Source organism: Nitrogeniibacter mangrovi, assembly GCF_010983895.1.
Lineage (GTDB): Bacteria > Pseudomonadota > Gammaproteobacteria > Burkholderiales > Rhodocyclaceae > Nitrogeniibacter > Nitrogeniibacter mangrovi.
The window spans coordinates 1,634,371-1,653,019 of the sequence record NZ_CP048836.1 but is presented as its reverse complement, the minus strand read 5'-3'; the positions used below and the strand labels follow the sequence as shown (position 1 = coordinate 1,653,019).

General features: G+C 66.4%; 15 protein-coding genes. 4 read left to right on the top strand and 11 right to left on the bottom strand.

Translation table 11 applies throughout. The features are described 5' to 3' along the window. Position 1 precedes the first annotated feature (1 nt). Entirely contained in the window at positions 2 to 751 is a 750-nt protein-coding gene (locus G3580_RS07570) for an electron transfer flavoprotein subunit beta/FixA family protein (protein WP_173764680.1), read from the bottom strand. A 181-nt stretch (positions 752 to 932) separates the two neighbouring features. Between G3580_RS07570 and G3580_RS07565 the strand changes: the two genes are divergently transcribed. Next, the gene (locus G3580_RS07565) at positions 933 to 1,544 is read left to right on the top strand and encodes a TetR/AcrR family transcriptional regulator (RefSeq protein ID WP_173764679.1); all 612 of its coding nucleotides are present in this window, start codon (positions 933 to 935) and stop codon (positions 1,542 to 1,544) included. Here G3580_RS07565 and G3580_RS07560 read toward each other — a convergent pair. The 8 genes from G3580_RS07560 to ppx all read right to left on the bottom strand — a co-directional run bounded on the left by G3580_RS07560 (position 1,509) and on the right by ppx (position 9,839). Then, positions 1,509 to 2,291 (bottom strand): TatD family hydrolase, encoded by a 783-nt coding sequence (locus G3580_RS07560; protein WP_173764678.1) that lies wholly within the window; start codon positions 2,289 to 2,291, stop codon positions 1,509 to 1,511. The two genes, G3580_RS07565 and G3580_RS07560, sit on opposite strands and share 36 nt — an antisense overlap. 16 nt (positions 2,292 to 2,307) lie before the next feature. Further along, a complete protein-coding gene (locus G3580_RS07555) occupies positions 2,308 to 3,099 on the bottom strand; it encodes an enoyl-CoA hydratase (RefSeq protein ID WP_173764677.1) in 792 nt (263 codons plus the stop codon). A gap of 82 nt (positions 3,100 to 3,181) precedes the next feature. Continuing rightward, on the bottom strand, positions 3,182 to 4,834 hold the full coding sequence (locus G3580_RS07550) for an acyl-CoA synthetase (protein WP_173764676.1): 1,653 nt from the start codon (positions 4,832 to 4,834) through the stop codon (positions 3,182 to 3,184). 34 nt (positions 4,835 to 4,868) lie between these two features. Next, positions 4,869 to 5,492, bottom strand: coding sequence for an ABC-type transport auxiliary lipoprotein family protein (locus G3580_RS07545; RefSeq protein WP_173764675.1), 624 nt, complete (start codon positions 5,490 to 5,492; stop codon positions 4,869 to 4,871). Between the two features lie 13 nt (positions 5,493 to 5,505). Next, positions 5,506 to 6,453, bottom strand: coding sequence for an MlaD family protein (locus G3580_RS07540; RefSeq protein ID WP_173764674.1), 948 nt, complete (start codon positions 6,451 to 6,453; stop codon positions 5,506 to 5,508). 3 nt (positions 6,454 to 6,456) lie between these two features. Further along, on the bottom strand, positions 6,457 to 7,218 hold the full coding sequence (locus G3580_RS07535; protein ID WP_228720803.1) for an ABC transporter ATP-binding protein: 762 nt from the start codon (positions 7,216 to 7,218) through the stop codon (positions 6,457 to 6,459). An 8-nt stretch (positions 7,219 to 7,226) separates the two neighbouring features. Further along, on the bottom strand, positions 7,227 to 8,327 hold the full coding sequence (locus G3580_RS07530) for an ABC transporter permease (protein WP_173764672.1): 1,101 nt from the start codon (positions 8,325 to 8,327) through the stop codon (positions 7,227 to 7,229). Positions 8,328 to 8,336: 9 nt separating this feature from the next. After that, positions 8,337 to 9,839, bottom strand: a complete 1,503-nt coding sequence (gene ppx / locus G3580_RS07525; RefSeq protein WP_173764671.1) for an exopolyphosphatase — start codon at positions 9,837 to 9,839, stop codon at positions 8,337 to 8,339. Between the two features lie 202 nt (positions 9,840 to 10,041). Here ppx and ppk1 point away from each other — a divergent pair, with 202 nt between their 5' ends. The 3 genes from ppk1 to G3580_RS07510 all read left to right on the top strand — a co-directional run bounded on the left by ppk1 (position 10,042) and on the right by G3580_RS07510 (position 14,223). Next, positions 10,042 to 12,123 carry a polyphosphate kinase 1 gene (ppk1, locus tag G3580_RS07520; RefSeq protein WP_173764670.1) on the top strand — a complete coding sequence of 694 codons (2,082 nt, stop codon included), beginning with the start codon at positions 10,042 to 10,044 and terminating at the stop codon, positions 12,121 to 12,123. Between the two features lie 181 nt (positions 12,124 to 12,304). Further along, on the top strand, positions 12,305 to 13,690 hold the full coding sequence (locus G3580_RS07515; RefSeq protein ID WP_173764669.1) for a hypothetical protein: 1,386 nt from the start codon (positions 12,305 to 12,307) through the stop codon (positions 13,688 to 13,690). Beyond that, positions 13,684 to 14,223 carry a hypothetical protein gene (locus G3580_RS07510; protein ID WP_173764668.1) on the top strand — a complete coding sequence of 180 codons (540 nt, stop codon included), beginning with the start codon at positions 13,684 to 13,686 and terminating at the stop codon, positions 14,221 to 14,223. The genes G3580_RS07515 and G3580_RS07510 overlap by 7 nt, the downstream gene beginning before the upstream one ends. A 602-nt stretch (positions 14,224 to 14,825) precedes the next feature. Here the strand turns inward: G3580_RS07510 and G3580_RS07505 are convergent. Further along, positions 14,826 to 18,242, bottom strand: a complete 3,417-nt coding sequence (locus tag G3580_RS07505) for a FecR domain-containing protein (protein ID WP_173764667.1) — start codon at positions 18,240 to 18,242, stop codon at positions 14,826 to 14,828. Positions 18,243 to 18,332: 90 nt separating this feature from the next. Further along, the gene (locus G3580_RS07500) at positions 18,333 to 18,542 is read right to left on the bottom strand and encodes a hypothetical protein (protein ID WP_173764666.1); all 210 of its coding nucleotides are present in this window, start codon (positions 18,540 to 18,542) and stop codon (positions 18,333 to 18,335) included. Positions 18,543 to 18,649 lie beyond the last annotated feature (107 nt).

Genomic DNA, 18,649 nt, shown 5'->3' with positions numbered 1-18,649 from the left:
TTCAGATCACCTTGGCTTCGTTCTTGAGTTTGGCGACCAGTTCGGCCACATCCGCCACTTTCACCCCGGCGCTGCGCTTGGGCGGCTCCTCGACCTTGAGCGTCTTCAGGCGCGGCGCGACGTCGACACCCAGGTCAGCCGGCGTGACGGTCTCGAGCGGCTTCTTCTTCGCCTTCATGATGTTCGGCAACGTGGCGTAGCGCGGCTCGTTGAGGCGCAGATCGGTGGTCACGATGGCCGGCAGCGACATCGAAAGGGTCTCCAGGCCGCCATCGATCTCGCGGGTCACCGTGGCCTTGCCGTCGGCGATCGCCACCTTGGAGGCGAAGGTGGCCTGGGCCACGTTCATCAGCGAGGCGAGCATCTGCCCGGTCTGGTTGGCGTCGTCGTCGATGGCCTGCTTGCCGAGCACCACCAGCTCGGGGGACTCCTTGTCGCAGATGGCCTTGAGCAGCTTGGCCACGGCCAGCGGCTGCAACTCCTCGTCGGTCTGCACCAGGATGCCGCGATCGGCGCCGATGGCCATGGCGGTGCGCAGCGTCTCCTGGCACTGGGCGACGCCGCAGGAGATGGCCACCACCTCGGTGGCAACGCCGGCTTCCTTGAGGCGCACCGCCTCTTCCACCGCGATTTCATCGAACGGATTCATGCTCATCTTCACGTTCGCGATGTCGACACCTGAGCCGTCGCTCTTGACACGTACCTTCACGTTGTAATCGACGACCCGTTTGACGGGAACCAGAATCTTCAAGGCAGGACTCCTTCTTCGACTTCGTTCTAGAAACGGCGCCTCGGGCACCGCGTACCGATGTGCCCATTATGGCACCGGGCGGCTTCGGGTGACTCCACGCAGGTGCCGGCAGGGCCGGTACCCGGCGATCAGGTTTCCGTACGGTAGCGTATGGAGGCAAATTTTGTCAATACTGTTGCGTATGGAAAATCAAACGCCAAAGCCGCGCGTCCAGCTGGACCGCAAAGCCTGGGTGCTGGCCGCCATCGAGCTGCTGGCCAAGGAAGGGGTCACGGGACTGCGGGTGGAGCTGCTGGCCAAACACCAGAAAGTCACCAAGGGCAGCTTCTACTGGCACTTCAAGGATCGTCGCGACCTGCTCGACGCGGTGCTCGACTACTGGAAGGACGGGCGCATTCGCGACATCGTCAAGCAGACCCGCGCGGAACCGGGCCAGGAGCTGGCGCAGATCCATCACGTCATCGATGTGTACAGCACCAGTCGCAGTCGACGCGGCATCATGATCGAGCTGGCGGTGCGGGACTGGGCCAAGCGCGACGCGGTGGCGGCCGCCGTGGTCGAGGAGGTGGACACCAAGCGCCTGGAATGCGCGCGCGCGCTGTTCCTCGCCTGCGGGGTGCCGATGGCCGAAGCCTCCAGCCGCAGCATGCTGCTCTATGCCTACGTGTTCGGCGTCTCGCTGATGTTCTGCGACCGCTATGCGCCGGATCTCGACGCCCTCAAGCGGGACATCGCCGATCTGATCGCACGCTCGGCCTCAAGCCGCCGCGAGCACAGCACCGAGGCGGGGTAGGACCGCCAGCGCGTTGCGCCCGGTCGCCTCGATCACGGCCTCGACCGACAGGCCGCGCAGCTCGGCCAGTTCCTGTGCGATGCGCGCCACCGTGGCCGGCTCGTTGCGCTGCCCCCGGGCCCACACCGGGGCAATGTCCGGGGCATCGGTCTCGAGCACGATCCACTCCAGCGGCAGCGCCTGGGCAAGCGCACGGATGCGCCGCGAGCCGGGATAGGTCAGGGTGCCGCCGAAACCGAACTTGAACCCGAGCGCCGCGAGCTGACGCGCCTGCTGCTCGGAGCCGTTGAAGGCATGGGCGATGCCGCCGGCCACGCCGGCGCGACGCACGGCGGCGGTGATGGCATCCACCGCCCGCCGGACATGAAGGATGACCGGCAAGCCGGCTCGGCGGGCCAAGGCGAGCTGGGCCTCGAACCAGGGCAGCTGTGTCTCCAGGGTCGGCGTCGGCACGAATCCATCGAGCCCGATCTCCCCCACCGCGACCACGTCTTCGCGTTCCAGCCGGGCCGCGAGCAGATCCAGATCCGCCTGCCGGGCGCAATCGATATACAGCGGATGCAGGCCGAAGGCGCGCGCCATGCCCGGCGTCGCGTCGGCCAGCTCGTCGAGCCCGTCGAAACCCGCGGCGGTCACCCCGGGGACCACGAAGCCGGCAACGCCGGCCGCGCGGGCCCGATCGATCACCGCCGCCCGGTCGGCGGCGAACTCGGCCGCGTCGAGGTGGCAGTGGGTGTCGATGAGCATGGCGTGTACGCGGCGCTCAGCACCCTTTCCACTGGGGCGGGCGCTTGCCGATGAAGGCGTCGATGCCTTCGGCGGCATCCTCGGTCATCATGTTGCATGCCATGGTCTCGGAGGCCATCTGGTAGGCCGCCTCGATGCCGGTCTCGAGCTGGCGGTAGAACAGCTCCTTGCCCATGCGCACCGCCACCGGCGTCTTCGCGCAGATGGCGGCGGTGAGCTTGTCGACCGCCTCGTCCAGCGCCTCGAGCGGGACCACCCGGTTGACCAGGCCGCGACGCTGCGCCTCGGTCGCGTCGATGAATTCACCGGTGACCAGCATCTCGAAAGCCTGCTTGCGCCCCATGTTGCGGGAGATGCCAACCGCCGGCGTCGAACAGAACAGGCCGACGTTGATGCCGGAGACGGCAAAGCGCGCCACATCGGCCGCCACCGCCAGATCGCACATGGAGACGAGCTGGCAGCCGGCGGCGGTGGCGATGCCGTGGATGCGCGCGATGACCGGCTGCGGCAGGCGCTGGATCTTGAGCATGAGCTTGCCGCACTTGCGGAACAGCGCCTGCTGGAAATCCAGCGTGTGGTTGGCACGCATCTCCTTGAGGTCGTGGCCGGCGCAGAAGGCCTTGCCCGCCCCGCCGATCACCACCGCTCGGACCGCCGGGTCGTCGGCGATCGCATCGAGTCGTTCGATGATGGCACCGAGCATCGCATCGGACAGGGCATTGAACTGCCCCGGGCGGTTCAGGGTGAGATGGGCCGCGCCGTCGCGATCCTCGCGCAGCACCATGGGCTCGTTGTTCGGTTCCGTCATGTCTTCTCTCCTCCTCGGGCGACTGGCGTCGCCTCGTATGTTTGGTGGTCCGCCGCCTGGGCGGCGGACCGGACACGCCGCCTCACTCGAAGGACGACGTGGATTTGATGCGCTCGCGCAGCACGAATTTCTGGATCTTGCCGGTCGAGGTCTTGGGCACCTCGCAGAAGGCGATGATCTTCGGCTGCTTGAAGCCGGCCAGATGCTCGCGACAGTGCGCGCGGATGTCTTCTTCGGTGACCGTCGCGCCCTCCCTCAGTTCGATGAAGGCCGCCGGCACCTCACCCCACTTGGGATCGGGCGCGGCCACCACGGCTGCCGCCATCACCGCCGGATGCTTGTAGAGCGCGTCCTCGACCTCGATGGAGGAGATGTTCTCGCCGCCGGAGATGATGATGTCCTTGGAGCGGTCCTTGATCTTCACATAGCCATCCGGCTGCATGACGGCCAGATCGCCGGTGTGGTACCAGCCGCCACGGAAGGACTCCTCGGTGGCCTTCTCGTTCTTGAGGTAGCCCTTCATGACGATGTTGCCGCGGAACATGATCTCGCCCATGGTCTCGCCGTCCCAGGGCACCGGCTCCATGGTCTGCGGATCCATCACGGTGACGCCCTCCTGGGCGTGGTAGCGCACCCCCTGGCGGCCGTTGAGGGCCACCTGTTCGGCCAGGGGCAGATCGGCCCAGTGGTCGTGCTTGGCGCACACCGCCGCCGGCCCGTAGGTCTCGGTCAGGCCATACACATGGGTGATGTCGAAGCCGATCTTGGCCATGCCCTCGATGACCGCGGCCGGCGGCGGCGCCGCAGCGACCAGGCCGGAGACCTTGTGGTCGATGCCCTCGCGCCACTGGGCCGGCGCGTTGGCGAGCATGGAATGGACGATCGGAGCGCCGCAGTAGTGGGTGACGCCATGTTCGCGAATGGCGTCGAAGATGAGGCGCGGATCGACCCGCCGCAGGCACACGTTGATGCCGGCATTGGCGGCCATGGTCCACGGGAAGCACCAGCCGTTGCAGTGGAACATCGGCAGCGTCCACAGGTACACCGAATGCGGCGGCATCCCCCAGGAAATGATGTTCGACATGGCGTTCAGGTAGGCGCCACGGTGGTGATAGACCACCCCTTTCGGGTTGCCGGTGGTGCCGGAGGTGTAGTTGAGCGAGATCGGATCCCACTCGTCCGCCGGCATCTGGAAGGCCGTCTCCGGATTACCCTCGCCGAGGAAGGCTTCGTATTCGAGCGTGCCGATGCGCTCGCCGGGGCCCTGGTATTCCGGATCGTCCACGTCGATCACGAGCATGTCCGGCCGCCCCGCCAGCTCGACCGCCTTGGCCATGGTGCGCGCGTACTCGCGATCGGTCAGCAGCACCTTGGCTTCACCGTGATTGAGGATGAAGGCGATCGCCTCGGCGTCGAGCCGGGTGTTGATGGTGTTGAGCACCGCGCCGGTGGCCGGCACGCCGAAATGGGCTTCGTACATTTCCGGCGTGTTGTTGAGCACCACCGCGACGGTGTCGCCGTTGCCGACGCCGCGCGCCTTGAGCGCCGAGGCGAGCCGGCGGGCGCGGCTATCCACCTCTTTCCAGGTGTAGCGGCGCTGGCCATGCACGATGGCGAGGCGGTCCGGATACACATAGGCGCTGCGCTCGAGAAAGCTCAGCGGCGTGAGCGCCACGTAGTTGGCATCACACTTGTCCAGCCCGTGTGCATACGGATTGCTGTTGTCTTGACTCATCTGGTTCTCCCCCGGATTGTCTCTACGGCGCTGTTCAGTGGGCGCAGCGCGCGATCACGCCTTGATCGGATGGGCCGGCCGGCAGCGATACCAGCCAGTCGCCCAGTTCGTTGCCGAGTCGATGGACCCCGTCACGCAGGGCGACGACGCCGCCGGCCGCATCGGCGGTGGGCGCCGGGCGCGCCACCGAGAACGAACGATAGGCCACGATGACATCGGTACGCGGCGCGAGCAAGCTGGCCCGCATTTCGATCAGCCCGCTGCTCGTGGCCGCAGTGTCGAAACGCTGAATGAATTCGTCCAGCTGCACGCGCAGGCGGCAGCCGGCCCCGTTGGGCGCGGGCTGGGTCTGCAGCATGCGGCCGAAGGCGACCTCGAGCATCTCCGCCGGCATGCCGGCCCAGCGGCTGGTCGAATAGAAGCGGCGCTCCAGCCGGCTGACCGGTTCGAGCCGGTATTGCATGGCCGACGAAGCCAGCCACGACGGCGCGAGCACCTCCAGATCGGTCATCGGCACCGCTACCTGCCGCACCTGCCCGTCGAGCGGCGCGATATCGAAGATCGTCGGCGGCGACTCCGGTTTGCCGAAGGACGAGCACGCCGACACGGCCAGCGCCATTAGCAGTGCGGCGCACCATCGCCAGTCAAACCGTCGCATCCGTCTCTCTCTCCTATTGCTTGCCGGCACCATCGAAGCCCTCTTCGCCCGGTCCGGGCGGCTGGGTGCCGCGACCGAGCAGCAACATCTGCGGCGCGGCGTCCACCTCCTCGATCAACCGCGTCAGGCGCTGGGAGGTCACGGTCAGTTCCTTCATGAGCGTGTTCAGGCGCGGCAGCGAGCCGTTGAGCAGGTCGTTACCGGCCGCCACCGAGGCCTGGTCGATATGCTCGCTGGTTTCACGCAATTTCACCAGCAGGGCGCGGAATTCCCCGATGGCGGGCCCCGCCTCGCCGCTGGCCTGCTCCAGATGAGCCATGGCGGTCGCGATTCGTGCCTGATTTTCCGGCGAGAACATCTTGCGCACCGAGGCGATCATCGCCGGCGCTTCATTGAAGGTCCGGTCCATCCCCCGCGCGGCCGACTCGAGCCGCTTGAGGGCCTCGCCCATACGCGCCACGTTCTCGTCGGCGAACAGCTGCTTGAACTGCTGGGCCACGGTCTTGAACTGGGCCATGGCGTCGAGCGCCACGTTGGACAGTTCATCCATCAGGCTCGGGGCCAGCGCGATCCGCGGCAACGCGCCGGGGGCCGCTTCGAGGGGGCGCAGATCCTCGCCCCGATCCTCCAGCTGCACGAAGGCCAGGCCGGTGACGCCCTGATAACCCAGCGAGGCCGTGGTCCCCCGGGTCAGCGGCAGATCCTTGCGCAGGCTGATGCGCACGACGATGTCGCGCGGATCGGTCGGGTCGATGACGATCTCTTCGACCCGGCCAGCGGAGATGCCGCGATAGCGCACCGCCGCCTGCAGATTGAGCCCGGTCACGTTGCCCTGGCTCACCAGTTCGACCTCGCGCATGGGCTCGCGTGCGCCCGAGAACCACCACAGCGCAACCGCCGTAGCGATGCCGAGTACCACGACGAACAGACCCGCCAGGATGGCGTGGGCGCGGTTTTCCATGCTTCAAGCCTCTCTGCCCCGCGCGATCGCGCGGGCGCTGCGTTCGCTGAGGAAAAATTCTTCGATGAAAGGATGCTTCACCTGCAACACGCCGTCCAGCGTGTCATAGGCGAGAATCCGCTGCTCGGCCAGCACCGCCACCCGCGACGACAGCGCGGCCAGGGTATCCAGGTCATGGGTGACCAGCACCACGGTGAGCCCGAGCTGGCGCTGCAGATCCTTGACCAGATCGACGAAGGCCGCGCTGCGGGTCGGATCGAGCCCGGCGGTCGGCTCGTCGAGCAGCAGCAGCTCCGGCTCCAGCGCCAGCGCCCGCGCGAGTGCCACCCGTTTGATCATCCCACCCGACAGCTCCGCCGGCATCAGGTCGGCATGCTCGGGCTGCAACTGCACCATGCTCAGCTTGAGCGCCACCAGCTCGCGGATCTCCGCCTCGGTCGCCACCCGGCTCTCGCGCAGCGGAAAGGCGATGTTCTCGAACACCGTCAGCGCGGAAAACAGCGCCCCCTGCTGGAAGCACATGGCAAAACGGCGCCGGCGCCGCAGCTGGACCTCCCGGGAGCCGGCGAACAGCGGCTCGCCGAACAGCAGCACCTCGCCTTCGGCCGGTTGCAGCAGGCCGACGATCTGGCGCAGCAGGGTCGTCTTGCCGCTGCCGGAGCCCCCCACCAGCGACACCACCTCGCCGGCCGCGATGTCCAGGTCGATGCCCCGGTGCACCCAGGTCGCGCCGAAGCGGGTGGACAGCCCCCGCAAGCGGACCACCGGGGCGCTCAAATCGGCACCCCGATGGATTTGGTGGCGATGGCGAACACCGCGTCCACCAAAATGACGGTGGTGATCGAGGTCACCACCGACGCGGTGGTGTTGGCGCTCAGGCTCTCGGTGTTGGGTTTGACCCGCAGGCCGAAATGGCAGGCCACGAGGGCGATGAGGATGCCGAAGACCACCCCTTTCGAGAGTGCAATCACCAGGTTCGCCGCCGGCACCGCCTTGGGCAGCGCCTCGATGAAGAAGCCGTAGTTGAGCCCCAGTTGCAGTTCGGCGGACACCATGCCGCCGATCAGCGCGATGGCCGAGGTCCACAGCACCAGCAGCGGCATCGCCACGCTCAGGGCCATCACCTTGGGCAGCACCAGGCGCACATAGCGGGAGATGCCCATCACCGTGAGCGCATCGACCTCCTCGGTCACCCGCATGACGCCGAGCTGGGCGGTCATGGCCGAACCCGAGCGCCCGGCCACCAGCACCGACACCAGGACCGGCCCGAGCTCGCGGATGATGCCCATGCCGAGGATGTTGACGATGTAGATGTCCGCCCCGAAGGCCTTGAGTTGGAGCGCGGACAGGTAGGAAAGCACCACGCCGATGAGGAAGCCCACCAGGGCGCTCACGGGCATGGCGCGCACGCCGGTCTTGTGCAGATTGGCGGAGAACTCCTTGAGCGGCCAGTCTCGCGGCCGGCCCAGCAGGTAGAACACGTCGATCAGCAAACGCCCGATCAGGGCGAGGAAATCGGCCACGTGGCCGACAAACCCCAGGTACAGATGCCCCAGCGACGCCAGCGCATCGACCGGGCCGAAGCGCGGCCGCTTGCCGCTGGGCACGCGATCGATCTGCGCCAGGCGCGCGAAATGGTTTTCGAAGGCCGCCGGCACCGCCAGGCCTTCGGGGAGCCGGTGCCCCCAGGCGCGCCACAGGAGCATCGCGCCGAAGCTGTCCAGCCGGGTGACGCCGGCCAGATCCCACGAGGCACCGTCCGCGTGGACCAGCGCACGGCGCAGGCGCGCGACATCCGCCCCCAACGCGGCCAGCGTCCAGTCCCCCTGCGGGTGCAGGCGTCCGTCAATCCGTCGCAGTTGCGGGCATTCCATGCAGCCGTGTCATTCGTGGTCAACGATGCGTTCACAGGTGGCCACCGTCAGTGGATGCCCGATGGCATTCCACTGTGCGACCTCGTCATTGAGCGTCGCCGCGGTCAGCGGCGAATCATCCAGCCAGTCGGCCTCGGCGCTCAGCGCAAATCCATGCCCGACCCGTTCGATGCGCACCGGTGGGCATTCCCGCTCCGTGCGGGCGCGATGGAACACCACCGCGAAGCGCAGGCACGCGATCAGTTGCCAGTCGCTGCTTTCCGGGTCGATGACCGACAGGCGCGAGAGCTTGCCGCGATGCCCGAGCACGAGCCGCGACAGCCGGCCCTGGTCCATGCGCGAAAAGCCCGGCATGTCGGCATTGCCGAGGATGTAGGCGCTGTGCTTGTGGTAGCTCGAATGGGCCACCGAGATCCCGACTTCATGCAGGGTCGCGGCCCAGACGAGGAAGCGGCGATCGAGGTTGTCCGGGTGAGCGGCACGCGGATCGAGCTGCTCGAGCAGATAGACCGCCGTCGCCGCCACCCGCGCGGCCTGGGCACGATCGACACTGTAGCGTGCCGCAAAGGCCTCGACGGTGGCATCGCGCAGGTCGTGATGGTGATAGCGACCGAGCAGGTCGTACAGCACGCCCAGGCGCAGCGCCCCTTCGGAGAACAGCATCTGCTCCAGATCGAAGGCCTTGAACACCGCCAGCATGATGGCCAGCCCGCCCGGCAACACCGGCAGGCGATCGGCCTTGATGCCGTCGAGCGACAACTTGGTCATGGAACCGCACTTGATCAGTGCCTGTCGGAGCGATTCGAGCCCCTCACGGGTGATTTCCCCGTCGGAAAAGCCATTGGCCACGAGCAGGTCGCGCAGCGACTTGGCGGTACCGCTCGAACCGACCGCCAGCTCCCAGCCCACGTCGGTGAACGGATTGACGATGGTCTGGAGCTCGCGCTGGGCGGCCAGTTCCGCTTCCTTGAAGGCCTTCTTGTCGAGCCGCCCCTCGGGAAAGAAGCGCAGGGTGTAGCTCACGCAGCCCATGTACAGCGACTCGAGCTCCGCCGGCTTGAAGGAGCGCCCGATGATGAACTCGGTCGAACCGCCGCCGATGTCCACCACCAGCTGCTGGCGGTGCGGTTCGGGCAGGGTGTGGGCCACGCCCACGTAGATGAGGCGGGCTTCCTCGCGACCGGCGATGACCTCGATGGGAAAGCCGAGCGCCGCTTCGGCCTTGATCAGGAACTCGGGCGCGTTCTTCGCCACCCGCAGGGTGTTGGTGGCCACCGCGCGGACGCGGTGCGGGGGGAAATCCGCCAGCCGCTCGCCGAAGCGGCTCAGGGCCGTGAGCCCCCGCACCTGGGCGGCGTCGTCGAGAAACTTGTCGCCCCCGAGGCCGGCGGCCAGCCGCACCGGCTCCTTGAGTCCGTCAAGCGGATAGATCTGGTCGTTGACGGTGCGTCCCACCTGCAAGCGAAAACTGTTGGAACCCAGATCAACGGCGGCGACCAGTTCTTTGTGCATGTTGCGATGGACCACGGAAGGCAATGACGAAAGTCTGGCGGATGATAGCACCCGGGGCCCGAGCGCTGCCGCCACGAGCTGTCACGTCGGCGTAATATGAACGTAACACAATCGGGTGCATGCAGCGCCAGCCACAGGCGCAGCGCCCTCGAACACGTTAGCATTTCCGTTTCCCGCACGACGACGCATGACAACAACACCCATGAGCCAGGACGCCGTCCACAACGTCACCTTCATCAACCGCGAGCTGTCGTTGCTCCAGTTCCAGCGCCGCGTGCTCGCCCAGGCCGCCGACGCCGAGATGCCGCTGCTCGAGCGGCTGCGCTTCCTGTGCATCGTGTCGAGCAACCTGGACGAGTTCTTCGAGGTGCGCGTCGCCGGCGTCAAGGAGCGTATCCGCCTCGGCGTGATCGAACCGGATCCCGAGGACGGCATGACGCCGGCCCAGCTGCTGGCCGAGATCAGCGTCAGCGTGCACCAGATCATCGCCGAGCAATATCGCCTGCTCAACGACGAAATCCTCCCGGCATTGGAACAACAGGGCATCGCCGTGCTGCGCCGCGACCGCTGGTCCGACGCCCTGCGCGCCTGGGTGACCGGCTATTTCGAACATGAGGTCGCCCCGGTGCTCACGCCGATCGGGCTCGATCCGGCCCACCCCTTCCCGCGCGTGCTCAACAAGAGCCTGAACTTCGCCGTGGAGCTGTCCGGGGAGGACGCCTTCGGTCGCGACACCCGCGCCGCCATCGTCCAGGCCCCGCGCGCCCTGCCCCGGATCATTCCGGTACCGCCGGAAATCAGCGGCATCGACCATGGCTTCATCTTCCTCTCATCGGTGGTGCATGCCCACGTGGGTGCGCTGTTTCCCGGCATGTCGGTGCTGGGCTGCTACCAGTTCCGGGTGACGCGCAACTCCGACCTGTTCGTGGACGAGGAGGAAGTGACCGACCTGCGCACCACCCTCAAGGGCGAACTGCAGCAACGCCACTACGGCGATTCGGTGCGCCTCGAGGTGGCCGACAACTGCTCGCAGACCATGGCCGACTTCCTGCTGCGCCAGTTCAATCTGGCTGAAGGCGACCTGTATCGCACCCCGGGCATCGTCAATCTGGTGCGCCTGATGCAGCTGCCCGACCGCATCGATCGCCCCGACCTCACCTTCCCGCCCTACCAGCCGGGTCTGCCCGCCGAGTTCCAGGATGCCAAGCAGGACCTGTTCTCGGTCATCCGTGCCCGCGACGTGCTCCTGCACCATCCCTACCAGCGCTTCGCGCCGGTGATCAACCTGCTGCGCGCCGCCGCCGACGACCCGGCCGTGCTCGCCGTGAAGATGACGGTGTACCGGACCGGCAGTGAATCCATCCTCATGGAGCACCTGATCCGCGCTGCCCAGAAGGGCAAGGAAGTGACGGTGGTGCTCGAACTGATGGCGCGCTTCGACGAGGAGGCCAACATCAATTGGGCCTCGCGCCTCGAGGAAGTGGGCGTGCACGTGGTGTACGGCGTCTTCGGCTTCAAGACTCACGCCAAGCTGCTCATGCTCGTGCGTCGCGACGACGACGGCCTGCGCCGCTACGTGCACCTGGGCACCGGCAACTACCATCCGCGCACCACCGCCTTCTACACCGACTTCGGCCTGCTCACCAGCAATGCCGCCATCGGCGAGGACGTGGCCGAACTGTTCAAGCAGATCACCGGTGTGGGCAAGGCCACGCAACTGACCCACCTGTGGCAGGCGCCGTTCGCGCTCCATGCCAACGTCCTCGCCCACATCCGCGCCGAGGCCGCCGCCGCCCGTGCCGGGCGCAAGGCCCGCATCATGGCGAAGATGAACGCCCTGCTCGAATCCGAGGTCATCGAGGCACTCTACGACGCCTCCCAGGCCGGCGTGGACATCGACCTGATCGTGCGCGGCCCCTGCGCCCTGCGCCCGGGGGTGGAGGGCCTGTCGGACAACATCCGCGTGCGCTCCATCGTCGGCCGCTTCCTCGAGCATCACCGGATCTTCTTCTTCCATGCCGACGGCGAGGAAAAGATGTACCTGTCCAGCGCCGACTGGATGGACCGCAACTTCTTCCGCCGCATCGAAGTGGCCTTCCCGGTCCTCGATCCGCGCCTCAAGCGACGCGTCATGAAAGAAGGCCTGCGCGCCTACCTCAACGACAACTGCATGGCCTGGGAGATGCTTCCCGACGGGCAGTACCGCCGCAAGACCTCGCGCGGGCCACGGCGCTCCGCCCAGCAGAGCCTGATGGCGGAGCTGACCGGCCAGGGCAAGCGCTGAGCGCTGTTCGTCACCACGGCCATGGCCCACCGCGGATCGCAGTGAACTAGATCACTGCGATCCGGTGCATTGCACAACTGCCGGACCGAGCCCACCGGACGATACTCGTCGCAAGATCCGCCGCCCGGGCCCGCGCCCGGCGCGTGCGGAGCCGCCCTTCGCGACCCTCGTCCTCCCGGCCATGCGCACACGAACCGACCCGCCGAATCTGCAAGAGAGGCACCACTTCAAGGCACTTCTGGCGGAAAACCCCAACCACTTCGGCCACCTGCGACACAGCAGCAACGCCGCCGTTTGCCCTATCGTCGAGGACGACGCCTATGAACGGCTGGTGGACGTCGGCCATCATGGCACCGACGACCGCCTCGTCGCCGTCGTGCAACTCAGCCAGGCCTGCGGCTACGACAGCGGGATCGACGGTCACGGCTCTACCGAATTCGTGCGTTTCTACCTGTCCTGCGACCAGGGGAACAGCTGGCACGACTACGGCGTCGCCAGCTTTCAAGCCTACAACATCGCCCGGGTCCAACCGCTCGCGCCACTGAGCTTTGCCGCCTCGGTCGCCCTTCCTCACGGCTTGCGCGATCTCGGCGGCCCGATCCGCCTGCGGGCCATCCTCTCATGGCAGCTCTGTCCGCCCCCGGAACAGTCCGAATGGCGACCCGTCTGGGGCGCGGTGATGGATCAGGACATCCTCGGCGAACGCCGGCCGGTACCGGCGATCGACCCGATCGACGACACCGCCGGCGAATCGACGGCGGCCTTCTCACCCGATACAGGCTATCCCACCGGCGCCCGCCGCGCCCACGCATACCGGGACGCCATCACCCGCCACCAGACCGAAGTGAGCGCCGAGGCCTTCACCCGTCTGCTGACCGACGCGCCCCCACCCGACGATGACACCCCGGAACCCCACCCGGCATTGCAACTCGTCACCGTCGCGCTGGATCCGAACACACCGGATGCCGTCGTCGCCATCGCCCGATTCGATTCGCCCGCAGAACTCACCGCCTGGCATCGCACCCATGGCTGCTACGCAAGTTTCTGGCTCAGCGACGACGAAGGCCGGGAAATCCGCTATCTGGGCACCGCCGCCTTCTCGGTGGTATCGGACGACGCCGCGAATGCCCCCCTGATCGCCCGCTTGCCGGTGGACCTGCTGCCGTATCGTCGCCCCGCCGCAGCCGGCACGACCATCCTCGAACTGACCGCCGAACGGGCTGACATGCGCCCCTTGTCGGCGCGACCGCCGACACCCGCGGGCCCTCCCGGCCACCAAGTACGGGCCCGTGTTTTCCTCCCCCGGCACCGGCGGCGGCACGTGGCAAGCTGGCGATCGTTGGCGGCATTCCGGTCCGCGACATCCATCCCGACACGGGCACCACACAACCGAACGCCCGGTTCGCCGCCAGCGGCCTTCCCGCCGACGAACTGGGGCGCCCGTGTCCCTTCGGCGGCCTCATCCGCCTCCAGGGCCCGGCCCTGGCGGCCGGCTTCAGCTACTGCATCGAGGTGCGCCCCAGTGATGGCGGGCCGGCCAAAGTGCTCAAGCGGCCGATCATGCTGAGGCGCCGCGACGGATCGACCTGGCAGCACCATCCCGACCCCGAGAGCGGCCGGTACGCCTACGTGCCGTTCGAATACAACGTCGAGCAACTGCTGGGAGAATGGCCTTCCGAGGGCGATACGTGCCACATCATCACCCTCTGGACCTTCCAGCTGGATGGCCGCCCCACGGGCATGGACAGTTGCCGCATTCAGGTCGCGAACACGGCCCCGGACTATGAGCTGATGCTCTCGGGAACCGATTCTACGGATCCGGATCACGCAGAACCGGCCATCGTGTGCACGTACCGGGCCCGGGATCCTTGGTTTGGATCAGCACGACTCGAACTCGACGCTGCCGGCACGCGCGAACCGGTCACCACGAGCAATACGCAAACACCGCCACGCGGCCTCGACTGGCACCTTCCGGCAGGCAGCATCGATCCGGTCAGACACCAACTGCTCATGACCGTGCGCAATCGCGTCATCGTGGACAGTTCGATGACGGGTCATCAGCGCATCGAGCGGCTGCCCTTCACGATGGAACGCCTCTGAGTTCGTCCGGCAACCGGCTCCAGTGCCGTTTCGCGCGAATACGCGGTCAACGGAGCATGTCGACCGATCCTCCCAAGGACGGAACGTTCAGGCGTCAAAAAAATGCCGCCCGAGGGCGGCATCTTTCAATTCTGAAAACACGTGCAGGACGTTCGTGACACCATGTAGCACGTGTACCCGGGCGTACCGAACGGGACCGGCGGCAAGGGCCCGTATGGCCCGTAAGCATTGCACATCAGCGTATCGCGAGGCACAGCGCCGGACGCGCGCGCTGACGGCATATCACAGACCTGAATCCCCAGAGACTTCGCCTTGAGGGCACATTTGTCCTGGCCTTGATCAACCGCATCACACAACAGGCAATGGCCACTGACCTGGCCGCTCTTGTCGATGGACAGAAATTCGCCATTTCGGAACACGGCGACACCCCCACCGTGATCTTTGGCCGGAACATCCATCACCGATGCCGGCTGCGATGACACCGCGGCACAACCGGTCAGGCCAATGGTCACGATGGCAAGCAACACAAAACATAAACGACGCATTCAATCCCCCTGTTTTCGTTTTTATCTACCTGTGCAATGACGATGGAGCCGACCGCCTCAGAATCCGAAACGGGCCGTCAGGAATACCGAGCGCTCCGGATACCACAATGGCGTTCTCGGCTCGGCTGTCAGCAGATCGGTGTCCTGAATCAACGCGTCCTGATCGAACAGGTTGCGCACCTCCAGGCCAACGCCCCACCGACTTCCCGGCGAACCATACTGTAACTGAACGTTGGTCACCCAGAAAGATGCATTATTCCGCGCACGGCCGGCGGACGCCAGATTGGTGACGTCCTGTCGAACACGCACCACCTCGACGCTCGATCGCCACTGACTCGGCCACTGAACGAAGAGCCTGAGTGGCAGTTCTTCCGTTCTCATCGAAAGGGGCTGATAGCCTCCTGCCACGGCAGGAATGTCCTGGCGCAGCAGCCGGATGGCATAGTATCGCCACCCGATCTCGGCGCCTGCGTAACGGGTCAGCGGCCAGGTCAGATGCACGGAATGCCGATGCTCGTCCCAGCGCGTCATGCAGTCGGTTGCCGCGCACAGCTCATACGACACGCCCATCTTGCGGCGCGACCACTCGCCACCGACCGAAGCACCATGCCCCAGGCGTCGTTCGACCCCCAGCGCCAGTCGGCGAAACCGAGTCCCGGGCACATCGTCGAAGCTTGCATCGAAACCGGCAAACCGGGTCGGCATCAGACTCTGGTTGCCCGGGGACGGCGTCGAGACGTCCTGGATGAAGGCACCGCGAAGCGTTGTCCCCGTGCCGTCTCGCCAGGCCAGACCGACACTCGGCATCAGCCGCTCCGTATCCCGCCGGCTCACATCATTCACGGTGGAACCGTCGTACTTGAACGCCTGGTCGTCGTAGCGGACAAATACCCCCCGCAGGTAAAGCGCCGCGCGCTCAACGAAGGCCCAGCGCAGTTGCCCGAAAATGCGATTGACCTTCGCATCCTCGCGAACGCGATACGACGAAGGATTCACGATCGAGAAGAACGGGCTGGAAATCGTCTCGATCTCGTTCGTGCGTGCCGTTTCCTTGAGGCGATAAGACGAAGCGCCCAATTGATAACGGGTGTGTTCGCCTTCGGCATCGAAACGCAGCCCCAATCCGTGACGGGAAAAGCGCGTTCTCGAGTCGGCGTCCGTCTGGAAGTGGAACAAACCGATGACCGTCTCGGGCGTCGCGTTCGAATCCCCCTTGCTTCCGCTCTCGTTCGACCCCACCAGGACCAGGGAACTGGTCGGCGACATCTTGAACCTGAGCCCTGCCCGCGTGAGGTCGCTGCGCTCCGAAGCCGCCGTCGCGCTGTAGATCGTGTACAACGACTGCGTCACGTCGTCGGTGGCCAGATCCTTGTGCAATACGTCGCCGAACAGCATCAGATCCTGCGTGGCCTGCCAACGCAGCTGACCACGCGTGGCGCTGAGATCAATCTTGCCATCCTCCGCAAATCCGTCGCTGCGGTAGTCGAAATGGCCCACCGAGGCTTGATAGCGCTCACCCCCGGCCGACGCCATGGCACTCGCCCCCCACGTCTCCTGCGAGCCGACCAAACCGCTCATGGAGAACGCATTCGGCGTGTTGCCGAACATGGCTGCGGTTTCGTTGAGCGACATCACGCGAGCGCCGTTGAGCACCGGAATGGCGGTCACCAGATCCTGCGGCATCACCATCGGCTCGCCGATATCGCCATAGATGAAGCTCTGGAATTGCTCGCTGACCCGCGCGATTTCGAGTCGCTGATCATCCGTATACGCCTGCGCCATCAGCCGATGTACGGAGCCACTGGACGGATCGGCTTCGACCGCGTCGGCGGCAACCTCCTTGAAGCCGCCGTCGAGACCGGCCAACCGATAGGCTGACCCCAGGGTGGTGGCGCGGGCGGCACGATCGGTCGCGAGCAATCCGGGCGAACGGAGCGTGAGGCGGTTGTCGTTCAACTCGAGCGCCTGATTCCCGACATCGATGGCGCCGAGCATGTCACCGTTCAACAAACGGCGCTGGGCTTCGAAGAAGCGAGGCGACGGCGAGGCGGGGTCGATCCGGGCGGCCAGCTCGAGTTGGGTAGCGGCATGCTTGTCCTGGTGCTCGGCCATGTAGGCCCGTCCGAGGATGGCCCGGTATTCGACATTCGACGGATCGAGCAGCACGGCGACCTCGAGCTCGCGACGCCCTTCGGCCACACGTCCCTGCCGGATTTCGTTGAGGCCGAGCGCATAGTGAGCGAGCGGATCGGCCGGATCGGCCGCGATGGCATCGGTCAATCGAATGCCGGCCTCGCTCAGATCGCCGGACAGGACCAGGGCGAAGCCGATCATGGCCTTCGCACGGACCGTCCCCGCATCGATGTCGAGCGCATGTTGGGCGCTTCGCTGTCCGTCCTCGAGACGCGCGAGGGTCAGCTCCATTTCGGCGCGACGCGCCCATGCCAGGGGATTGCCCGGACGGCGCCGGGTCGCTTCGATCGCGGCCTGCAACGCGGCGTCGAGCCGCCCTTCGGCCTGATAGACGTAGCTGGCCGCCATGTGCACGGTGGCCGACTCGGGCTGCGTCGACAGGGCGGTGTCGATGAGCTGGCGCGCCTCGGTGAGGCGACTCTGCGCAACCGCGATGGTGGCACGCAGCGCGTTGGCCTGCGCCGCGCCGAGATCGCCGTCGACCACGCGCTGGGCATCGTCAAAGCGACCGAGGGCAAGCAAGAGGTTGGCTCGATAAGCCTGCGCCTCGCCTCCGTCCTGACCCTCCAGCCTGGCCAGGGCATCGGTATAGCGGGCCCTGACACCCAGCGCACGCGCTGCCTTGAGATTGTCACTCGCGGGCCAGACGACCAACGGGTAGTGAATCGCCCAGCGCACCGAGTCAAGCGGCTGTACCGGGATGGCACGAGGCGTCTGACCGGGCGACACGTCAGCCGCCTGCCCGGCGGTCAGGCGCGTCACCCCGGCATCATTGCTGACCCGGACGCGCCCTTCGGCGACGACCACGCGCCCGTTGTCTCCCCGGGCCATCACGGTGAATTCGGTGCCTTCGACCAAGGCATTGACGACCGGGGCGATCACCTCGACCCGCTTCTTGAGTCGGCTGATGACGTGGACGATGCCCTCACGCAGCCCGAGCGCCGCGTCACCATCCTTCGGTCGTGCGGCGATCTCGAGGGTGGAGAACTGATCGAGACGGGTCAGCACGTCGCCCTCGAACAACACCGCGGCCCGGCTTTGCTTGCGTACCGTGACCAGCTCCCCGGCGCACAGATCCTGTCCCACCCGGGCCGGATGCCATTCGGTCTTGCCCGCGGCGCTGACTTCGACCACGCCCTGCATCGAGATGAGGCGTGCCACGGGCGCGTCACACTGGGCATGCGCCGCCCATGAGGACAGCAAAAGGATCGGCACCAGCAGCAAGTGGGTCAGGATCCGTTGATGCGGCCGCAGCGGGGGCCAGTCGAATGCAGTCAGCATTTCAGCGCAGTGTCATGGTCTTGGAACACCGCGCATCATAGTTGAGGTAGGACTCGGCCACAATCTCCGCCGCCAGTCACGGTCTGCGCCTCAGTCGCCGAAGAGGGCGTCCAGGCTGATTCGCCCGTGGAGCAGATCGAGCCATATGGAACGGCGGACTTCGGTCCGGCCGGCCTCGATCGGTGGCGTGGTCTCGACCGCCTCGGAGGCAGGAGCGGGCTCGGCTTCGGAGACCCGGGATGTGCCGCCGCGTGACACTGGAATGCCACGCAGCGTGTAGCGGGAAGGGGTGACGTGCATGTCTGGCTCCGAAACCGGCCGATGGCCATATGCGGTTCGACGTCGCCATTATTCCGAAACCACGCGCCGCAGAAAATGGCGCAGGTCGCCGTCAGCGAGTGACGCAG